Source organism: Pseudoxanthomonas dokdonensis, assembly GCF_001431405.1.
Classification (GTDB): Bacteria; Pseudomonadota; Gammaproteobacteria; order Xanthomonadales; family Xanthomonadaceae; genus Pseudoxanthomonas_A; species Pseudoxanthomonas_A dokdonensis.
In genome coordinates, this window is record NZ_LDJL01000011.1 from 1 (window position 1) to 17,616 (window position 17,616).

A 17,616-nucleotide genomic window follows, 5' to 3' on the forward strand; every position below is an offset into this window, starting at 1 on the left:
GTAGAGCGCAGCTTGCTGCGCTGGAACTGTCTGGTGACGGGTTCTGTCTGTAGCGCAGCGAGCTGCGCTCTACCAGAGGTGTTGTTGTAGAGCGCAGCTTGCTGCGCTGGAACTGTCTGGTGACGGGTTCTGTCTGTGGCGCAGCGAGCTGCGCTCTACGGGCTCACCAGCGCGGGGCCTTGGTCAGCGGCGGGGCTTCGTGCTGGCGGTCGTAACCGCGCAGTTCTTCGCGGATGTGCTGGATGCGTTGACGGCCAAGGGTGTTGCGGCTGTCATCCAGGACCACGCCGTCCAGCAGTTCGGCCATGCGTTCGACGTTGGGCAGCAGTTTTTCCCAGGCTTCCAGCGCGGTGATCGGCGCTGGCAGGGTCAGGAAGAATGCAATGGCCGGGGTTTCCAGTTCGCGGATGTTGGCCATGTCGAAACTGCCCGGCTGCAGGATGTTGGCCATGCTGAAGACCGGGCCCAGCTCCGGCTTGTTGTCGATCAATCGGTGGAACACATTCATGTGACCGAAGGTCAGCCCGGTCTTTTCCGCGGCGACCACGATGTCCTCGCCGCGCAGGGTGTTGCCGGCCTTGGCCGCCACGTACAGCGAGACGATCTTGTCGAAATCCTGGTTCGGACGCTTGCCCAGGTCCGATTCAACCGCGGCCGCCCCCAGCCCCAGCTCCGGCTGGCTGACTTCATCGCCGCTGTAATCGGCACGTTCGATTTCGTCGTCGGTGGCCAGGCTCGGCTCGACCCGGGTGTTGTCGCGTTCGCCCGGCTCCAGCCGGCGGCCCTGACTGGGCTTCTTGGGGCGGCCAAAGAAAAAGATGGTCGCCAGCAGGATGACGCCGGCAATCAGGATGCCGATTCGAAGCATTGCCATGTCGGACACGTTGGGGTTCTCCGCCAGTTCTTGTTCAGACCGTTCTTGTTCAGACCGTTCTTGTTCAGACCGCTCTCGTTCAGGCCGCGCCAGCCAGGCGCGCGGCTTCTTCCAGGTCGACCGACACCAGCCGGCTGACGCCCGGTTCCCGCATGGTAACGCCACTGAGCTGGTTGGCGGCTTCCATGGTCGCCTTGTTATGGCTGACGAACAGGAACTGTACCTTCTCGCTCATCTCCTTGACCATGTTGGCGAGGCGACCAACGTTGGCTTCGTCCAGCGGTGCGTCGACTTCGTCGAGCAGACAGAACGGCGCCGGATTGAGCTGGAAGATGGCGAATACCAGCGCCACCGCGGTCATTGCCTTCTCACCACCGGACAGCAGCGAGATGTTGGACACGCGCTTGCCCGGCGGCCGCGCCATGATCGAGACGCCGGTGTCGAGCAGATCCTCGCCAGTCAGTTCCAGATAGGCATGGCCACCGCCGAACAACCGCGGATACAGCTGCTGGACGCCGGCATTGACCCGGTCGAAGGTGTCCTTGAAGCGGCCACGGGTTTCGCGATCGATCTTGCGGATGGCTTCTTCCAGGGTTTCCAGCGCGGTGGTCAGGTCGGCGTTCTGCGCGTCCAGATATTCGGAACGCTGCGAGGCTTCGCCGTACTCATGGATGGCGGCCAGGTTGACCGGTTCCAGCCGGCGCATGCGGCCATCGATCTGGTTGACCAGTTGTTCCCAGTCGCTGACGTTGGCTACTTCCGGCAAGGTGTTGATGACATCTTCGAGGACGAAGCCGGCGGCGACCACCGCCTCGGACAACTGGTCGGCCTTCAGCACCAGCGCCTGCTGATCGAGCTTGCGCTGCGAGATGCGCTCGCGCTGGGCCAGCGATTGTTCATCGCGCTGGTGGCGGGTCTGCTCGTATTGGCGCAACTGGTTGTCGATCCCTTCCAGCACCGAGCGCGCCTCGCCCAGTGCGCGGTCGGCGGTGACCCGGTGTTCCAGCGCGGCCTGGCGCTGGGCTTCCAGATCCTGCACCGGCGTATCGCCGTCGTTGAGCTGCGAGGTCAGTTCGGCGACCCGCGAGTCCAGCTGCCCGCGCTGGCTGCCCATTCGATCCAGCGCCTGGCTCAACGAGGCAATCTGGGTGCGCTGGTTTTCCAGGGTCAGTGCCAGTGCGTGGGTAGCGTCGCGCGATGCGCGGGCGGCTTCGCGGGCCTGGTCGCGGGCATCGACCAGCTGCCGGCGTTCGGCTTCCAGTGCCTGCCGGCTGCCTTCCAGATCGCCCATGCGGGTAACCGCGTCTTCGAGTTTGGAGCGCGCTTCGCGGGCCTGTTCGCGGCTGGCGTCCAGGGTTTCAATCAGTTGCGCCAGTTCGCTGTCGACCTTGTCCATCCGCGCACGGGTCGATTCCAGCCGGCCTTGCTGGCTTTGCAGCTGGCCGGCCAGTTCGGAGACGCTGCGGTGGGCCATGTACAGCGCACGCTGGGCATCCTCGCGTTGTTGTTCGGCGGCCAGCAACTGGTCACGCAGCGTCGCCTGCCGGTGTTCAAGTTCGGCTTCACGCTGCTGCAGGGTCTGGATTTCCGTACGCAGCGCCTGGATGTCGCGCTCGCGCAGCAGTGCGCCCTGCTTGGCAGCACCCGAGCGGACGATACGCACCCAACCGGCGCCGAGACGCTCGCCGTCACGGGTGATCACCGATTCGCCCGCATCCAGAGTCGGCAACAACTGCCGCGCGGCGTTCAGATCATCGGCCACGTGCAGGCGCGCCAGCAGCCGGCGGATCGCGGTGGGGCCCTGCACCTTGGCCGCCAGCGAGGTGGCGGCGACCTGCAGCGGCGCGGTGTCACCCGATACCAGTGCGATGCGGCCTTCGCCAAGTTCACCCAATGCATCGACCAGCGCTTCCGGGGCGTCAATCAACACGCCTTCGATCAGCTGACCGAGCGCGCCTTCAACCGCGTTTTCCCAACCGGGTTCGACGCTCAGCGACTCACCGACGCGGCGGGCGTCATCCAGCCCGCGCGCCTTCAGCCATGCCACCGCCGCGCCCTGCTCCTGGCCGAGCGCGGCATGTTGCAGGGTTTCCAATGAAGACAGCCGACCACGCGCTTCCTGTGCCTGTTTGCGCAGATTCGACAGCTCAGTCTGGGTGCTGCGTTGCTGCTCCTGCACGTCGCTGGCGGCCTGCTTGCGGGCCTCGACCTGCTCGGTCAGGGTTTCCAGCGATTCCTTCTGGGTGTCGTGCTGTTCCTGCAGTTGCTCGAACGCCGCGGCCAGTGCGCTCAGATCCAGGCCGCTGCGTTCGCTGGCCAATGCCTCGCGGCGACGTTCGGCTTCCAGCGCTTGGCGGTCGAGGTAATCGACGCGGGTGCGTTCGACATCACCAGCGCGTGAGGCCTCGGCCGAGTCGCGGCTATGGGTTTCCCAGCGCTGCTGCCAGTCGGACAGGCGCGCTTCGGCCTCCTGCAGCGCGTCCTGCTTGAACAGGTCTTCTTCGCGCATCTGTTCCAGCTGCGGCTCGGCATCGGCCACCGACTCGCGCAATACATTCAATCGGGTCTGGTCGCCGCTGATGTGCTGGCCCAGTTCGGCCAGAGCGGTCGCCGCCTCTTCATGCGCCTTGCGCACGCGCTCGGTCAAATCGCGTTGATGCTGGATCTGCTGCTCGACCCGGGCCAGCGTACTGCCCACCTGATAGACCTCGCCCTGCGCCCGGCTCAATGCCTCGACCGCTTCCTCGCGGCGCACGCGATCGGTCTCGATCCGGCTTTCGGCCTCGCGCTGCTCGGCGATCAGCTGCTGCAGCTTGGTTTCTTCCTGCGCCAGCGCCTCGCGCAGACCGCGCAGTCGACCATCCAGGCCGCGGTACTCGAGCGCCTTCCATTCGGCGTCCTTGACCTTGCGTTCTTCCTGCAGCGCCTGGTACTGCTCGGCCTGCTTGGCCTGGCGCTTCAGATGCTCCAGTTGTTTGGTGATTTCCTCGCGCAGGTCACCCAGACGGTCGAGATTTTCGCGGGTATGGCGGATGCGGGTTTCGGTTTCCTTGCGGCGTTCCTTGTACTTGGAGATGCCGGCGGCTTCTTCCAGATACACGCGCAGGTCTTCCGGGCGCGCTTCGATGATCTGGCTGATCATGCCCTGCTCGATGATCGAGTAGCTGCGCGGGCCGAGGCCGGTACCGAGGAACAGATCGGTGATGTCGCGGCGCCGGCACTTGGTGCCATTGAGGTAATAGCTGCTGGTGCCGTCGCGGCTGACCAGACGCTTGACCGAGATTTCATTGAAGGCGGCGAACTCACCGGAGATGGTGTGGTCGCTGTTGTCGAAGATCAGCTCGACGGTGGCCTGCGAGACCGGCTTGCGCGCGGCCGAACCGGAAAAGATCACGTCGGTCAGCGAATCACCGCGCAGGCGGCTGGCCGAGCTCTCGCCCATCACCCAGCGCACCGCGTCGATGATGTTGGACTTGCCGCAGCCATTGGGGCCGACCACCCCGGTCATGTTGGTCGGCAGGTGCAGCGTGGTCGGATCCACGAAGGATTTGAAACCGGCTAGCTTGATGGTGGAAAGGCGCATACGGCTTGGGTTTCCTGGCTTCGCAGTCGCTCGCAGGCGACGCGCCGCCATAAATGTGATTTTGGATTAAATGTGTCCGGCAAGCTTTTGAAATCAAAGACAAATGCTTGTCAGGCAACGCCAAAGCGACCCATGAGTATAACGGCCTGTCCGGTCCCGCGGCGACCGCGCCGGCCGTGGGTCAGGCGCTTCGCCGGCAAAGCGGCAGCCCCGGCGGTGGCGACACCCGCCGCTCGCCGCGGCCCAGCTCGTCCGGCCCGCCACCTGGGGCTTCGGCGACCTCCTTTCCCGGGCATGGTTGCGGCAGTAACCGTTGCCGTGGCAGTGCCGTCCGCGGCTGGCCCTGTTACGATTGCGGGGTTTGATTCCATCTCTCCCCTCCCCACTGCACAGGCTCCGACTCGTGTCCCAATTTGCATCCGTCGAACTGGTCCCCGGCGACCCCATCCTGGGTCTGACCGACGCTTACAACGCTGACACTCGCCCCGGCAAGGTCAACCTTGGCGTTGGCATCTATTACGACGAACAGGGCCGCATCCCGCTGCTCAAATGCGTGGAACAGGTGGAAAAAGCCCTCGCCGATGCCGCCAAGCCGCGCGGCTATCTGCCAATTGACGGGCTGGCCGCCTACGATCTGGAAACCCAGAAGCTGCTGTTTGGCGCCGACTCCGAACTGCTGTCGGCCGGCCGGGTGGCGACCTCGCAGACCATCGGTGGCAGCGGAGCCTTGCGGGTTGGCGCCGACTTCCTGAAGAAGACCCTGCCCAAGGCCAGGATTGCGATCAGCAACCCGAGCTGGGAGAACCACCGGGTGGTGTTCGGCAATGCCGGTTTCGAGGTCAGTGACTACCGCTACTACGACCCGGCCAGCCATGGCCTGGATTTCGATGGCATGCTGGAAGATCTGGGCAAGCTGGAGGCCGGCACCGTGGTCCTGCTGCATGCCTGCTGCCATAACCCGACCGGCGTTGATCTGACCGCTGGCCAGTGGCAACAGGTGGTCGAACTGGTCAAGCAACGGCAGTTGCTGCCATTCATCGACATCGCCTACCAGGGCTTCGACAAGGGCACCGACGCCGACGCCACCGCCATCCGCCTGTTCGGCGCATCGGGCATACCGGCATTCGTGGTCGCCAGTTCCTACTCGAAATCTTTCTCGCTGTATGGCGAGCGCGTGGGCGCGTTGTCGATCGTCGCCGCCGACCGTGACGAAGCCAAGCGCGTGCAGTCCAACATCAAGCGCACCATCCGCGCCAACTGGTCCAGCCCGTCGACCCACGGCGCGGCGCTGGTGGCTGGCGTGCTGGGCAGCACCGAACTGCGTGCGATGTGGGAAAGCGAGCTGGGCGAAATGCGCGATCGCATCCATCGCCTGCGCGCCGGCCTGGTCAGCAAGCTGGCCACGCTGGGCGCACCGGAGTTCGCCTTCATCCAGCAGCAGGCCGGCATGTTCTCCTATTCCGGGCTGAGCAAGGAACAGGTAGACCGCCTGCGCGATCAGTACGCCATCTATGCCGTCGGCACCGGTCGCATCTGCGTGGCCGCGCTCAGTTCCAGCAGCCTGGACCGGGTGGCCGAAGCGGTGTACGCGGTCAGCCGCGGCTGAGACATCGCTTTCCTGCAATCAACAACAACGCCGGCTTGATGCCGGCGTTGTCGTCTGTGGGTCAACTCCCCCATCCACAACGACACAACGAAGCCAGGCTCGCGGACAGGCGCGGGTGCGGCTGCGCTACGGCTGAACGGCGGCTTCGAGGTCGACGATCAGAGCATCGGTCAGCTGCAGCAACCTCGTGCGCAGCTGCTCCACGGTTGCCAATGCGACGCCCTCCTGTTCGCATGCCTGTTCCAGCGCTTCGGCTGCCTGCATCAGCGACTCCGCGGCCAACATCGCCGCGCCGCCCTTGATCCGGTGCGCGACCTTGCCCATCACTTGCGGATCACCGGCCTCGGCCAGCTGCAGACGGTCGCCGCGACTGGCTTCCAGCATCTTGTCCAGCAACAGGTTTACCGACGACGGCGTGGCACCGGTGATGCGTGACAGTTGTGCCCGGTATGCATGCAGGCGCTGCTGCTGGTCGTCACCGCGACCGGCCTGGCTGACCATCGCCAGCGCGCTCTCCAGGCGGGACAATTCGATCGGTTTGAACAGGCAATCATTCATGCCGGCATTGATGCAGCGTTGCCGCACCTGTTGCTGGGCATTGGCGGTAAAGCCCAGGATCACGCAGGCAGGCCGGCTCTGCTGGCTTTCCTGTTGGCGGATCGCACGCGCCAGTTGATAACCGTCCATTTCCGGCATGCTGCAGTCGGTGATGACCACATCGAAGCGGCCTTGCGACCACACCGCCAGTGCCTCGCGGCCATCGGCGCATGCCACCACGTCCTGTCCCAGGTGTTCCAACTGGCTTTGCAGCAGCATCCGGTTGGCCGGATGGTCATCGGCGACCAGCACGCGCAGGCGAGCGGCCGACGGGATTGATTCAACGCTCTCCGGCGGCGCGATTGCCACTGGTGCTTCGCTGCTGGCGACAGCGAAGTTCAAATGCACGGTGGTGCCTCGGCCGGCTTCGCTGCACAGTTGCAGCGATCCATTCATCATCTGGCACAGGGTCTTGCTGATGAACAGACCCAGTCCGGTACCGCCACGCGCACCCTTGGCCTGATAGAAAGGCGATGCCAGTTTTTCCTGCTCTTCGACCGATATGCCGATGCCGGTGTCTTTGACCTCCACCGAAAAAGGTACCAGCCCATCTGTTGCAGGTTGCCGCTGCACGTGCACATCAATGCCACCATGATCGGTGTACTTGACCGCATTGCCGACGATGTTGAACAGCACCTGCTTGAAGCGGATCGGATCCAGCAGCAGCCAGCCATCCAGGGTCGGGTCGAAATCCAGCGACAGCCGCAGGCCTTTCTGCTCGCAGGTGCCCTGGAACAGCTGCATCACCGAGTCCAGGATCGGGCGCAGGCGGGTCGGCGCCGGTTCGATGACGATGTTGCCTGATTCGATCTTGGAGATGTCGAGGATGTCACCCAGCAGCTCCAGCAGGCTGACCGCTGAATCGTGCGCGACCCGCAGCATCTGCTTCTCGTTGGCACCCTGTTTTTTCAGCGCCAGATCCAGCATGCCGATCACGGCATTGAGCGGGGTCCGGATCTCGTGGCTCATGGTTGCCAGGAAGGTGCTCTTGCTGTGGTTGGCTTCGTCGGCAAGTTCCTTGGCCCGCTTGAGTTCATCGATGAGCTCACGGCGCTCGGTCATGTCGATCCAGCCGCCGATCACGCCGATGGCCTGGCCGGCGGCATCCTGGTAGGGGATCACCCAGTGATAGATGTCGACCGGCCGACCATGGATCAGCACACGGCGATCTTCCATGATGCGTTCCTGCAACGCCATCGCCTTGTAGTGCGCGGCGCTGAAATCACGGACGCTCTGCGGGTCCAGCATGCCCTCGCCCACTGGCCGGTCAAGGGCGAGCGCATCGGCACTGGTGCCCAGCGCTTCCAGATAGGCGGTGTTGTGCAGCACCAGTCCCCGGCGCGTGTCCCAGGCATACTTCGGGTTCGGCATGCCATTGACCATGGTCCGCAGAAAGCTGAGCTGGCCTTCCATCGCTTCTTCGGCCAGCTTGCGACGGCGGATCTGGCTGCGCAGATAGGTGTTCCAGATAATCACGCCAGCGGCGATGCACAGGAACAGGATGATCGCGCGATAGATCACGCGCCGGTAATCGACCCACGAGGCGACCACGGCCGGCGCCTTGTCACGCCAGCGATTGGCCATCACACTCAATTCGTTGGGACTGACTTCCAGCAGGAAACCGTCGAGGAACCGGGCCAGGCCTTCGTCCTCACGACGCACCGCGAACGATGACTCGGACGGTGGAAAATCGACGACATTGCGGATCTCCATCTTGCCGGGGTAGTAGCGCGAGATGAAGTAATTGGCATTGATGGCCGGTTGCAGGACCGCGTCGGCCTTGTCTTCGGCCAGCAACGAAAAAGCGTCAGACACACCGTGCGCCGCTTCGATGCGGATTTTCGGATGGGTCCTGCGCAGCAGCGGTATCAACGCATGATGACGCGGCAGCGCCAGCGTTTTCCCTTCCAGATCCGACAATGACCGGATCCCTGAACCCGCGCGCACCGCCAGCACCCAGGGGCTGGAAAGATAACTGCGCGAGAAGCGCAGGGTACGTTCCCGCTCAGGCGTATCGCTCAGGTCAGCGACCACATCGACCTCGCCACGTTCCAGCGCCTCGATGGCATCACCGATGTCCGAATAGGGAGTCAGCTGCATCTCCAGCCCGGACTTGCCCTGCAGCGCCGACAACAGGTCGGCGGTCACGCCGTAATAGACCCCGTCCTCGCCCATGTACGACAGTGGCGCGTAGTTCCTGGGCACGCCGATCCTCAGTCGCTGATGAGCCTTCCGCCAGGCGATGGCCTCATCCGACAGCATCATGCGCTGATCGCCGGCGACGCCGCCGCCACTCCAGCGCTCGACCGCGCGTGCCAGCTCGCCGTCGGCCTTCAGCGCCAGCAGCGCCGCATCCAGAATGTCGAGCAGTGGCCGATGCCGATCGTCGACCAGGTAATGGAACGATTCGCCGGTCTGGCCGACGCTGCCGACGATACGCAATTCGTTGGAGAAGTTGCGGTTGACGAAGTAGTACGCGGAAATCGAATCACCCACGAACGCCTCGGCGTCGCCATAGGCGACCGCCGCCAATGCGTCGAAGGCGCTCGGGTAGCTCTTCACCGCGTCGCTACTGACCAGCTTGCGGGCAGCATCGGCGCCCATCCGGTGGCTGCTGTAGGTCAGCAGCGAGATCCGGGGCGCATGCTCACCCCGGAATGTGTCCCCGATCAGCCGGACCAGGACCAGTCCGTTGGTGGCTATGGGCAGCGTCGGCAGGCCGCGGTCATGCTTGTCGTCCGCGTGGGGACTGAAGATGAAGTCCACTTCGCCAACGCGCAGTGCGCGCAGCAGATCAGCGCGACTGCGGTAACGACGCAACTGGATGGGAACATGCAGGCTGGCACCGATCTGTCCCGCCACGTCGGCGGCCAATCCTTCCCAGTGCTCGCCATCGACATTCATGGCCAACGGCGGATAGTCTTCCGTTTCGATGCCCAGCACCAGTTCCGGCTTCGCCTTCAGCCAGGCCTGTTGCCGGGGATTCAATGCCACCTGTACGCCACTGCCCGCTGATCGATCCAGCAGCTTGAGTGCCGGTGCTGAAGTCTGATCCGCCGCCTGCCGCGCGGCCGCCTGCTGCGCATATGCAGGTTGGCAGGCCAGCAACACAAGCAACAACAACGCCACGGCCAGAGCAACCCGCTGCGCAGCCCATGACATCCACAGGCCATTGCCTGTGGCCGTTGTCTTCCCGCGCGTTGTGCCCCGCTCTACCGCATGGCGATTACAGGACATATCAAAGACCTGCTCTGGCAATCTCGTAAAGCTCGACGTCGTTCCTGACCGCCAGCTTCTTCATTGCGCTGTGTTTCTGCCGGCTGATGGTGGCTTTGCTGCGATGCAGCGCCTCGGCCACCTGGGTCACCGAGAGCCCGGACAGCAGCAGCCGCACGACTTCCATTTCCTTGGGCGACAGCAAGTCCAGTGAACCATGTGCAGCAGTGGCGCCGGCCTCATGCATGCCCTCCCGGCGCGCGCGGATTTCGCGACTGACGTAGGTGCTGCCGCGGTTGACCGCGTGCACGGCCGAAGGTAGTTCATCCATGTCGGCGCCTTTGCCAACCACGCCGATGTTACCCAGCACCAGCAGTCGCTCGAGGATGCCGATGTTGGCCATGCTGGTCATCAGCAGAATCGGCAACTGTGGATAGCGATGGCGCACACCGGCAATCATGCCGTAGCCATCGACCATGCCCGGCACCGGCATCGATAGATCGGCGATCAACAGATCGCATTCGTGGCTGGCCAACGCTTCGTGCAGCTCGGCCGGGGTGGTGACCTCGGCCACCACCTCACCCAGACCGGCGTTCTCGATAAGCATCCTGGCACCCAGCATCACGACCGGGTGGTCATCGGCGATGATTATCTTTTTCTTCATGATGAGGCAGTCCCCTTGATTCCAGGTCGCATTGGCATCGCTTCCTGCCTGATCATGCCGACACAATCATAATTCGTGTCACGGTTACGTGATAGCTGTTGTCCAGGCGGCTCCGCGCCTCCGGCGCGTGCCTCTCCCATACATTCCTCTGGATACCCGCCGATACAGGCCTCCCGCCTGCGGCGTGCCAGGGGTGGCCGCAGCTACTGTCCTATCGACAGCGCACTGCGACGATATGCGCTGCTTCGATTCGAAGATAGCGGTCAGAACGGCCAGAAACCGTGGCCCTGATCAAGAATCGCGGGCTCGATGCCAGCCGGTGACGCATGCAGAAGGCCACGACCCCACGGCCGTGGCCTTCTGCGGATTCAGCGCGCTCAGATCCCTTCGGCAATCACGTCCACGCGGCGATCCGGCTGCAGGCATTGCACCAGCGCAGGCGTCGCCCGCTCGCCCTGGCAGCCTTCGCTGACCGGCTCGGCCTCACCCTTGCCGACCGCGAGCACGCGATCAGCCGCCAGACCGTTGTTGATCAGGATCTGGCGGACGGTGTCAGCGCGCTGTTGCGACAGGCGCTGGTTGGCCTCGCTGGAGCCGATACGGTCGGTGTGGCCCACCACCAGCACCCGCACCACCTGTGCCTCGTTGAGCCTGGCGGCGATGTCGGCCACCTCCGCACGGCCATCCGGCAACATGTCAGCCTCACTGCCACCGCCAAAGCGGAACAATGAATCAGCGGACAGGCTGAATGCTTCCGGCGTATCGACCTCCGCTACCTCTTCAGGCTGCTGCTGCAGGCGGTCGGCGCATTCGGCCGGTGACCAGGCAAACGTCTGGCCGTGGTAGTCCTTGTCGAAGATGACCTTGTACTGGCAGGTGGTCACTTCATCGCCATCGCGGAAGTGGAACAGGTAGTCCCACTCGTGCACGCCGGCCAGCCCTTCGTTGAAATGCGGGCGGCCCAGCAACTGATACATCTGATCCTTGGTCACGCCCGGGCCGATCTGGCGCAGGGCTTCCACGGTCGGGAACGTCCCTTCCTTCAGCACCGCCTTGTCGGCCTGCGGGAACACAATCTGCTCGGCACGGCCTTCATCGTTGATGTTGCTGCTGACGTGGGTACAGGCCGCCAGCAGAGTGCTGGCGGCGACGACGGCCAGAAGGCCTTTGTTGATGCGGATGTTCATTCGTATGTCCTTGAAGTTCTTCTGGCTTACCACTGGATACCGGCGCCGACCGAGAAGCCCCAGTCGCGGTTGCTGTTGCCGCTGGCCGAAGCCTTGTACACGTAGCGGCCATTCTCGGTGATGCCCGACAGGCCGACAGCCATGCCGTACTCACCCTCGTAGCCACTCATGCCCACGCCCAGCATGCTCTTGCCCGGCAGGTACGCCTGCGGAATGCCGGTCATCGCCATGGCCGAAGCCACGCCAGCCCGGTAGCCGTCCTGGACGTTCCACACATCGCCCTGGATATCGTTGATGCGGGCGTCGGTGTAGCTGTTGGACTGGTTGATGGCGTAATTGACACCGCCATTGAGCTGGTTGACGTTGACCGCGTCGGTACCGGCAATACCCGGGGCCACACCGGTGATGGTGCGGTTACCGATGTTGACTTCGCCGGTCGAGCTGCTGGTGCCGACATAGGCGGCATCGTAGTCGGTCTGCGCGCCCACTGTGGTCGCCGAACCGGCACCCAGGGCCACGCTGTTGGCATGGCTGGCCTTGGCACCCTGGCCAATCGCGGTGCTGTCATCGGCGCTGGCTACCGCACCATTGCCCATCGCGGTGCTGTTGCTGCCGCTGGCAAGGCTGTCGTTGCCGACCGCGGTCGCCTGGTCACCACTGGCCACCGCACCGGCGCCGCCGGCCGCGGAGTTGCTACCGGTCGCCGCCGGCAGGTTGGCACTGACGTCATCGCTGGCGACGAACATCTGGTTACCGCCGCCACCAGTACCACCACCGTTGTCCGGCAGATTGTTGATGATGTTGCGGATATCGGTGATGTCACCCTGGATGTTGGTGATGTCATCGCCAAAGTTGGTGATATCGCCGCTGATGTCGGTGATGCTGTTGTCGGTGTACTCCTTCGACTTGTCGATGGCATAGCTGACACCACCATCGAGCTGGCTGACGTTGACCGCATCGGTCGGCGCCGAGCCGGCGGCCACGCCGGTGATCTTGCGACCGCCGATGTTCATCTCGCCGAGCGAATTGCTCATGCCCACGTAGGCGGCGTTGTAGCCCGTCTCGGCACCGACCGTGGTCGCCGAACCCGCGCCCAGGGCGATGCTGTTGCCATGGCTGGCGACCGCGCCGTTACCGATGGCCACGCTGTCGACGGCGCTGGCATTGCTGCCCAGGCCCATCGCAACCGCCTGGTCACCGGCGGCATTGGCATCCTTGCCCGAGGCAATCGCATCGGCACCGGTGGCGCCGTCGTTGTCGTAGTTGCCGCCATCGGTCGAATTGACGCTGTAGTAATGGGTCTTGTTGGCAGCGATCTCGTCGCTGGCCGCGTCACCCACGGCCTTCAACTGGGCGACGTTGACCGCATCGCTGTCTTCGCTACCGGCAGCCACGCCGGTGATCTGGCGGAACTTGCCGTTGGCCGCATCACCCACGCTGACCGCAGCCAGGCTACCGGTGGTCGCGGCAATCGCGGCCTGTTGCCCAGCACTTGCCGCCGTCGGCACATAACCGGCAACGCCCGCTTCACGCTCGGCGACCGCGCCGCTACCCAATGCAACGCCACCAGCGGTATGGGTCGTGGCATCGGCACCCAACGCAACCGAATCATCCTGATTGGTGGTTGCGCCATAACCCACGGCGACCGCATTGCTGACCGTCAGGCGTGCATTCTTGGTGCCGGTGTTGTTGGCGCCTGCGCCCAGCGCCACGTTGTTGCTGCCTTCCACCCAGGCACCGCTGCCGACGCCGATGGACACGTTGGCATCGCCAATCGAGTTCTGGCCGGCGTTGACACCCATCGAGTTGTTGAAGCTACCCACCGTGGCGAAACCAGCGGTGTGGCCAACCGAAGTGTTGTAGTCACCGGTGATGTTGGAGCCGGTGTTCATGCTGCCGATGGCGGTGTTGAAACCGACATCACCCTTCACGTTCTTGCCGGCGGCGTAGCCGACCGCGGTGTTGCTCGCGGTTTCGTTGAGCGAACCAGCACCTTGGCCAATCATCACGCTGCGGCTGCTGTCAACAGTGCCGTTGCCTGCGCCGCTGCCCACTGCGACACCGTCGCCGGTGCTTTCAGCTTTATTACCGATGGCCACACCATACTTGCCGGCGGCATGGCTGTCGAAGCCCATTGCAATCGCTTTTTCGCCAGCCGCGGTGGAGTTCACGCCCGCGGCAATGGCGTTAATGCCAGTTGCGCCGTCGTTGTCGTAGTTGCCACCCTGCACGCCGTTGTCGTTGACGCTGTAGTAGTGGGTCTTGGCGGCGTCGATTTCGTCGCTGGTAGCACTACCGGCTGCCTTCAGCTGGGCCACGTTGACCGCATCGCTGTCTTCGCTACCGGCGGCCACGCCGGTGATCTGGCGATAGCTGGCGCCGTCCGAACCCATACCCTGGTTCGGGTCAGCCACGCTGACCGCACCCAGGGTGCTGGTGGTAGCGGCAATCGCGGCCTGCTGGTCGGCGTCGGCGGCGGTCGGCACATAGCCGGTCGCGCCGGCTGCACGATCAGCCACCGAGCCATGACCCAGGGCAACACCGTCCTCCACGGTAACCATGGCCGAATTACCCAGCGCGGTACCGGACAGTACGTTGGCAACGGCGCCACCGCCTATCGCCGTGGTCCAGTACCCCTGGGCTTCGGACAAGTCACCCAGGGCAATGGCACTACCACCACCGGCCTTGGCCATATGACCCAGGGCCAGGGTTGCAGCGCCCTCGGTGTGGGCGCCATAGCCGATGGCGGTACCGCTATCGCTGCTGGCTGCTTCACCAATCGCAATGCCGCGGTCACGGGTGACAGTCGCTTTCGCGCCCAGCGCCACGCCGGTGCCGCCGGAGGCCGAGGCGTTCCAGCCCGCGGCAAGTGATTCGGCACCTGAAGCGCTGGCTCCACTACCAAAAGCGGCAGAATCCCTACCACTGGCATTTGCCTGCACACCTGCGGCCATGGCATTGACGCCGGTGGCACCATCGTTGTCGTAGTTGCCACCCTGCACGCCGTTGTCGTTGACGCTGTAGTAGTGGGTCTTGGCGGCGTCGATTTCGTCGCTGGTAGCACTACCGGCTGCCTTCAGCTGGGCCACGTTGACCGCATCGCTGTCTTCGCTACCGGCGGCCACGCCGGTGATCTGGCGATAGCTGGCGCCGTCCGAACCCATGCCCTGGTTCGGGTCAGCCACGCTGACCGCACCCAGGGTGCTGGTGGTAGCGGCAATGGCGGCCTGCTGGTCGGCGTCGGCGGCGGTCGGCACATAGCCGCTCGCGCCGGCTGCACGATCAGCCACCGAGCCATGACCCAGGGCAACACCGTCTTCCACGGTAACCATGGCCGAATTACCCAGCGCGGTACCGGACAGTACGTTGGCAACGGCGCCACCGCCTATTGCCGTGGTCCAGTACCCCTGGGCTTCGGACATGTCACCCAGGGCAATGGCATTACCACCGCCGGCCTTGGCCATATAACCCAAGGCCAGGGTTGCGGCGGCCTCGGTGCTGGCGCCAAAGCCGATGGCGGTACCGCTGTCGCTGCTGGCTCCGTCACCAATCGCGATGCTGCGGTCACGGGTGGCAGTCGCGTTCGAGCCCAGCGCCACGCTGGTGCTGCCGGAGGCCGCGGCATTCCAGCCTGCGGCAATTGAACTGTCGCCCGCAGCACTGGCCGAGTGGCCCAATGCGATGCTGTCCTGCCCTGCAGCGCTGGACATCGAACCGGATGCCAATGAGTTATCGCCATTGGCAGTGGAAAACAGACCCTGTGCGATCGCTCCGCTGCCACCGCTGGTGGCATAGGACCCGGTCGCCACCGAATTACTTCCTGCGGCAGTGGCAAGCGGCCCCAGCGCGGTTGCGCCTTTACCGATGGCGTCGGCCTGGTTGCCCAATGCCACGCCATTGTCACCGGCACTGGTGCCGTCGCCGATTGCTACACCCTGCTGCGCCGAAACCGTGGCTTTGTTGCCGATGGCAATCGAATTGGCGCCACTGGCTTTGGCACTTACACCCGCAGCGAGGCTCTGGGCACCACTCGCGCTCGTGTTCGCACCCGCCGCCAGCGAGGATTCGCCAGTGGCATTGGCCTTGAAGCCCAGCGAGGTGGAGTCGGTTGCCGTGGCCTTGCCGCCGTAACCTACGTTAGTCGCGTGCTCACCCGTTGCCCAGGAATTGGTACCGACTGAGGTGCTGTTTCCGCCGGTGGCATAGGCACTCTGTCCGACCGCCACTGCATGGTGACTATCTGCCGTCGCTCCCGCGCCGACCGCGGTGGAATATTCGCCTGCCGACGTCGCGGCGCCGAGCGCGGTGGAGAAATCCGATCCGGCATTGGCTTTTTCGCCCAGCGCGGTGGATCCACCAGTAGCGGCATTGGCCTGGTTGCCTACTGCGGTCGAGTGCAGACACTCAGCCAGCGGTGATGGAGCTCCATCTGGTGTTTGGCCGTTCTCCAGCGCCAGGCAGCCATCGGCGCCGCTGGCACCATCGCCGATGACGGTATTGGCAGGGTCACCCTGGTACGCCGTCTGCGCCTGCGCGGAAATCGCGAACAGACCAGTGCCCGAAAGTGCCATCACGCAACCGAGGGTGGTGACCAGACGCGAAGATTTGGACTTGGCCTTTCTTGTAGCCAGTTCGGAAGCGACCACGTGTCGCCCAAGATCACGGTCCCAGATGATGCTGAAAATACGGTTCATGCCTAACCCTCGCTCGATGATGAAAAGTGCAATGGAAAGCGAGGTTGCCGCGACATACTGCGATGCCCGGAGCACGCGTACAGACCTGCCTTCACCATTCAGGCGGGTATTGTGTGAATTGAAGAACAGGCATTCCATGCAACTAATTTGAAAGTAAGCAGCACGGCGCGCTTTGTGTGGGAACGGTTAAGCGCAGTGAACATGATCGCTGCGTCAGAACCCGAATATTCCAACTTGTTGCATATACGTGCGACGATGTTCGAGCCAATCATGTTCCGGGCAGGTATATGCCTCAATTAACACGGGAACGGACATGGCAGACCAGAAAGAACAAGAACAACAACGCGCCTCATCGAACCGCGTCTCCTTGCGGTCGACGTTGGGAGCCAGCAGGTTCGACAAGAAAATCAATCGCATCGAAGAGCAGGTGCTGGCGCCGGAGGCTACCTCGTTTCCCGGCATGGTCAGTGCCAAGCCTGGTCCGGTCGGCGCCGATTTTGGCCTGAGTCAACGCAAGTGGGAAGTGATCTACAAAGAGCTGTTCTCGCGACGCGTTCCCGGTCCCAGCAGGGGCGACAAAGCCATGCGCAAGTTCCTCGAAGCCACCCTGTGGGTCGCCTGCAGCAAGATGCGCTGGGCGGACCTGCCGGCCGACTACGGCAACTGGCACTCGATCTATGTGCGCTTTACCCGCTGGTCCAACACCGGCCGCTGGTCGCGTTTCATCCATGCGCTGCAGCGTCATGACGAACAGGCCATGGCACATCAGCTTTCGGTACTGGTTGCCGGTTACCAGTACCGGCACATGGTCAGGAACATGCGCCAGAAAATGCGTAACGGCTTGGTCGACGACAGCCCCGTCCAGCATTCGGCCGAGCTCGCCGGTGACTGGAATGACCGGCATCTCTGATCACCCCATGGCGGTTACCCATCTCCGCTCGCCGGCTGCAGCGTCGAGTCCGCTGCAGCCTGCTGGCGATGCGCACACGCAAAGCACCGCAACCCCCCAGCGGGCACCGGCACCTCCGGTGGACTATCCACCATCGCTGAAACTGGCGGCACTGTGGTTGAGCCGACAGCCGGACGGCGGGCTCGAGCGCGTGGTCGACGGTTTGCAAATCGACGAGCTGCAGCTGGCGCGCTGGCGCGCCACGCTGGCACGCCCCCGCTAGAAAGCGACTGACGCAGCGGCTGC

9 protein-coding genes are annotated in these 17,616 nt (G+C 63.9%); 3 read left to right on the plus strand and 6 right to left on the minus strand.

Features of this window, described 5'->3' with window-relative positions:
- Positions 1-163: 163 nt before the first annotated feature.
- Positions 164-883: a cell division protein ZipA gene (gene zipA, locus ABB29_RS09700; RefSeq protein WP_057658544.1), complete on the minus strand. Its 720-nt coding sequence runs from the start codon at positions 881-883 to the stop codon at positions 164-166.
- Positions 884-953: 70 nt separating this feature from the next.
- Positions 954-4,457 (minus strand): chromosome segregation protein SMC, encoded by a 3,504-nt coding sequence (smc, locus tag ABB29_RS09705; RefSeq protein ID WP_057658546.1) that lies wholly within the window; start codon positions 4,455-4,457, stop codon positions 954-956.
- A 403-nt stretch (positions 4,458-4,860) separates the two neighbouring features.
- On the opposite strand from smc, the gene ABB29_RS09710 reads away from it, so the two are divergent.
- Entirely contained in the window at positions 4,861-6,063 is a 1,203-nt protein-coding gene (locus ABB29_RS09710; RefSeq protein WP_057658548.1) for an amino acid aminotransferase, read from the plus strand.
- A gap of 126 nt (positions 6,064-6,189) precedes the next feature.
- Here the strand turns inward: ABB29_RS09710 and ABB29_RS09715 are convergent, their stop codons facing one another.
- The 4 genes from ABB29_RS09715 to ABB29_RS09730 all read right to left on the minus strand — a co-directional run bounded on the left by ABB29_RS09715 (position 6,190) and on the right by ABB29_RS09730 (position 16,421).
- Complete coding sequence (locus ABB29_RS09715) at positions 6,190-9,822, minus strand: transporter substrate-binding domain-containing protein (RefSeq protein ID WP_057658550.1); 3,633 nt, start codon at positions 9,820-9,822, stop codon at positions 6,190-6,192.
- A gap of 76 nt (positions 9,823-9,898) precedes the next feature.
- A complete protein-coding gene (locus tag ABB29_RS09720) occupies positions 9,899-10,540 on the minus strand; it encodes a response regulator (protein WP_057658551.1) in 642 nt (213 codons plus the stop codon).
- A 377-nt stretch (positions 10,541-10,917) separates the two neighbouring features.
- Positions 10,918-11,727, minus strand: coding sequence for an OmpA family protein (locus ABB29_RS09725; RefSeq protein ID WP_083487758.1), 810 nt, complete (start codon positions 11,725-11,727; stop codon positions 10,918-10,920).
- Positions 11,728-11,753: 26 nt separating this feature from the next.
- Positions 11,754-16,421: a YadA-like family protein gene (locus ABB29_RS09730; protein ID WP_057658553.1), complete on the minus strand. Its 4,668-nt coding sequence runs from the start codon at positions 16,419-16,421 to the stop codon at positions 11,754-11,756.
- A gap of 313 nt (positions 16,422-16,734) precedes the next feature.
- Here ABB29_RS09730 and ABB29_RS09735 point away from each other — a divergent pair, with 313 nt between their 5' ends.
- Both ABB29_RS09735 and ABB29_RS16375 read left to right on the plus strand, forming a co-directional pair.
- Entirely contained in the window at positions 16,735-17,331 is a 597-nt protein-coding gene (locus ABB29_RS09735; protein ID WP_083487762.1) for a transposase, read from the plus strand.
- 118 nt (positions 17,332-17,449) lie between these two features.
- Positions 17,450-17,593 (plus strand): hypothetical protein, encoded by a 144-nt coding sequence (locus tag ABB29_RS16375; RefSeq protein WP_157062597.1) that lies wholly within the window; start codon positions 17,450-17,452, stop codon positions 17,591-17,593.
- The last annotated feature ends 23 nt before the right edge of the window (positions 17,594-17,616 follow it).

Bases quoted from the DNA above. Each gene is read 5' to 3' on its own strand.
- ABB29_RS09715 (WP_057658550.1), bottom strand. From the start codon at position 9,822: ATGTCATGGGCTGCGCAGCGGGTTGCTCTGGCCGTGGCGTTGTTGTTG.
- ABB29_RS09725 (WP_083487758.1), bottom strand. From the start codon at position 11,727: ATGAACATCCGCATCAACAAAGGCCTTCTGGCCGTCGTCGCCGCCAGC.
- ABB29_RS09735 (WP_083487762.1), top strand. From the start codon at position 16,735: ATGGCAGACCAGAAAGAACAAGAACAACAACGCGCCTCATCGAACCGC.
- ABB29_RS09720 (WP_057658551.1), bottom strand. From the start codon at position 10,540: ATGAAGAAAAAGATAATCATCGCCGATGACCACCCGGTCGTGATGCTG.
- smc (WP_057658546.1), bottom strand. From the start codon at position 4,457: ATGCGCCTTTCCACCATCAAGCTAGCCGGTTTCAAATCCTTCGTGGAT.
- ABB29_RS09730 (WP_057658553.1), bottom strand. From the start codon at position 16,421: ATGAACCGTATTTTCAGCATCATCTGGGACCGTGATCTTGGGCGACAC.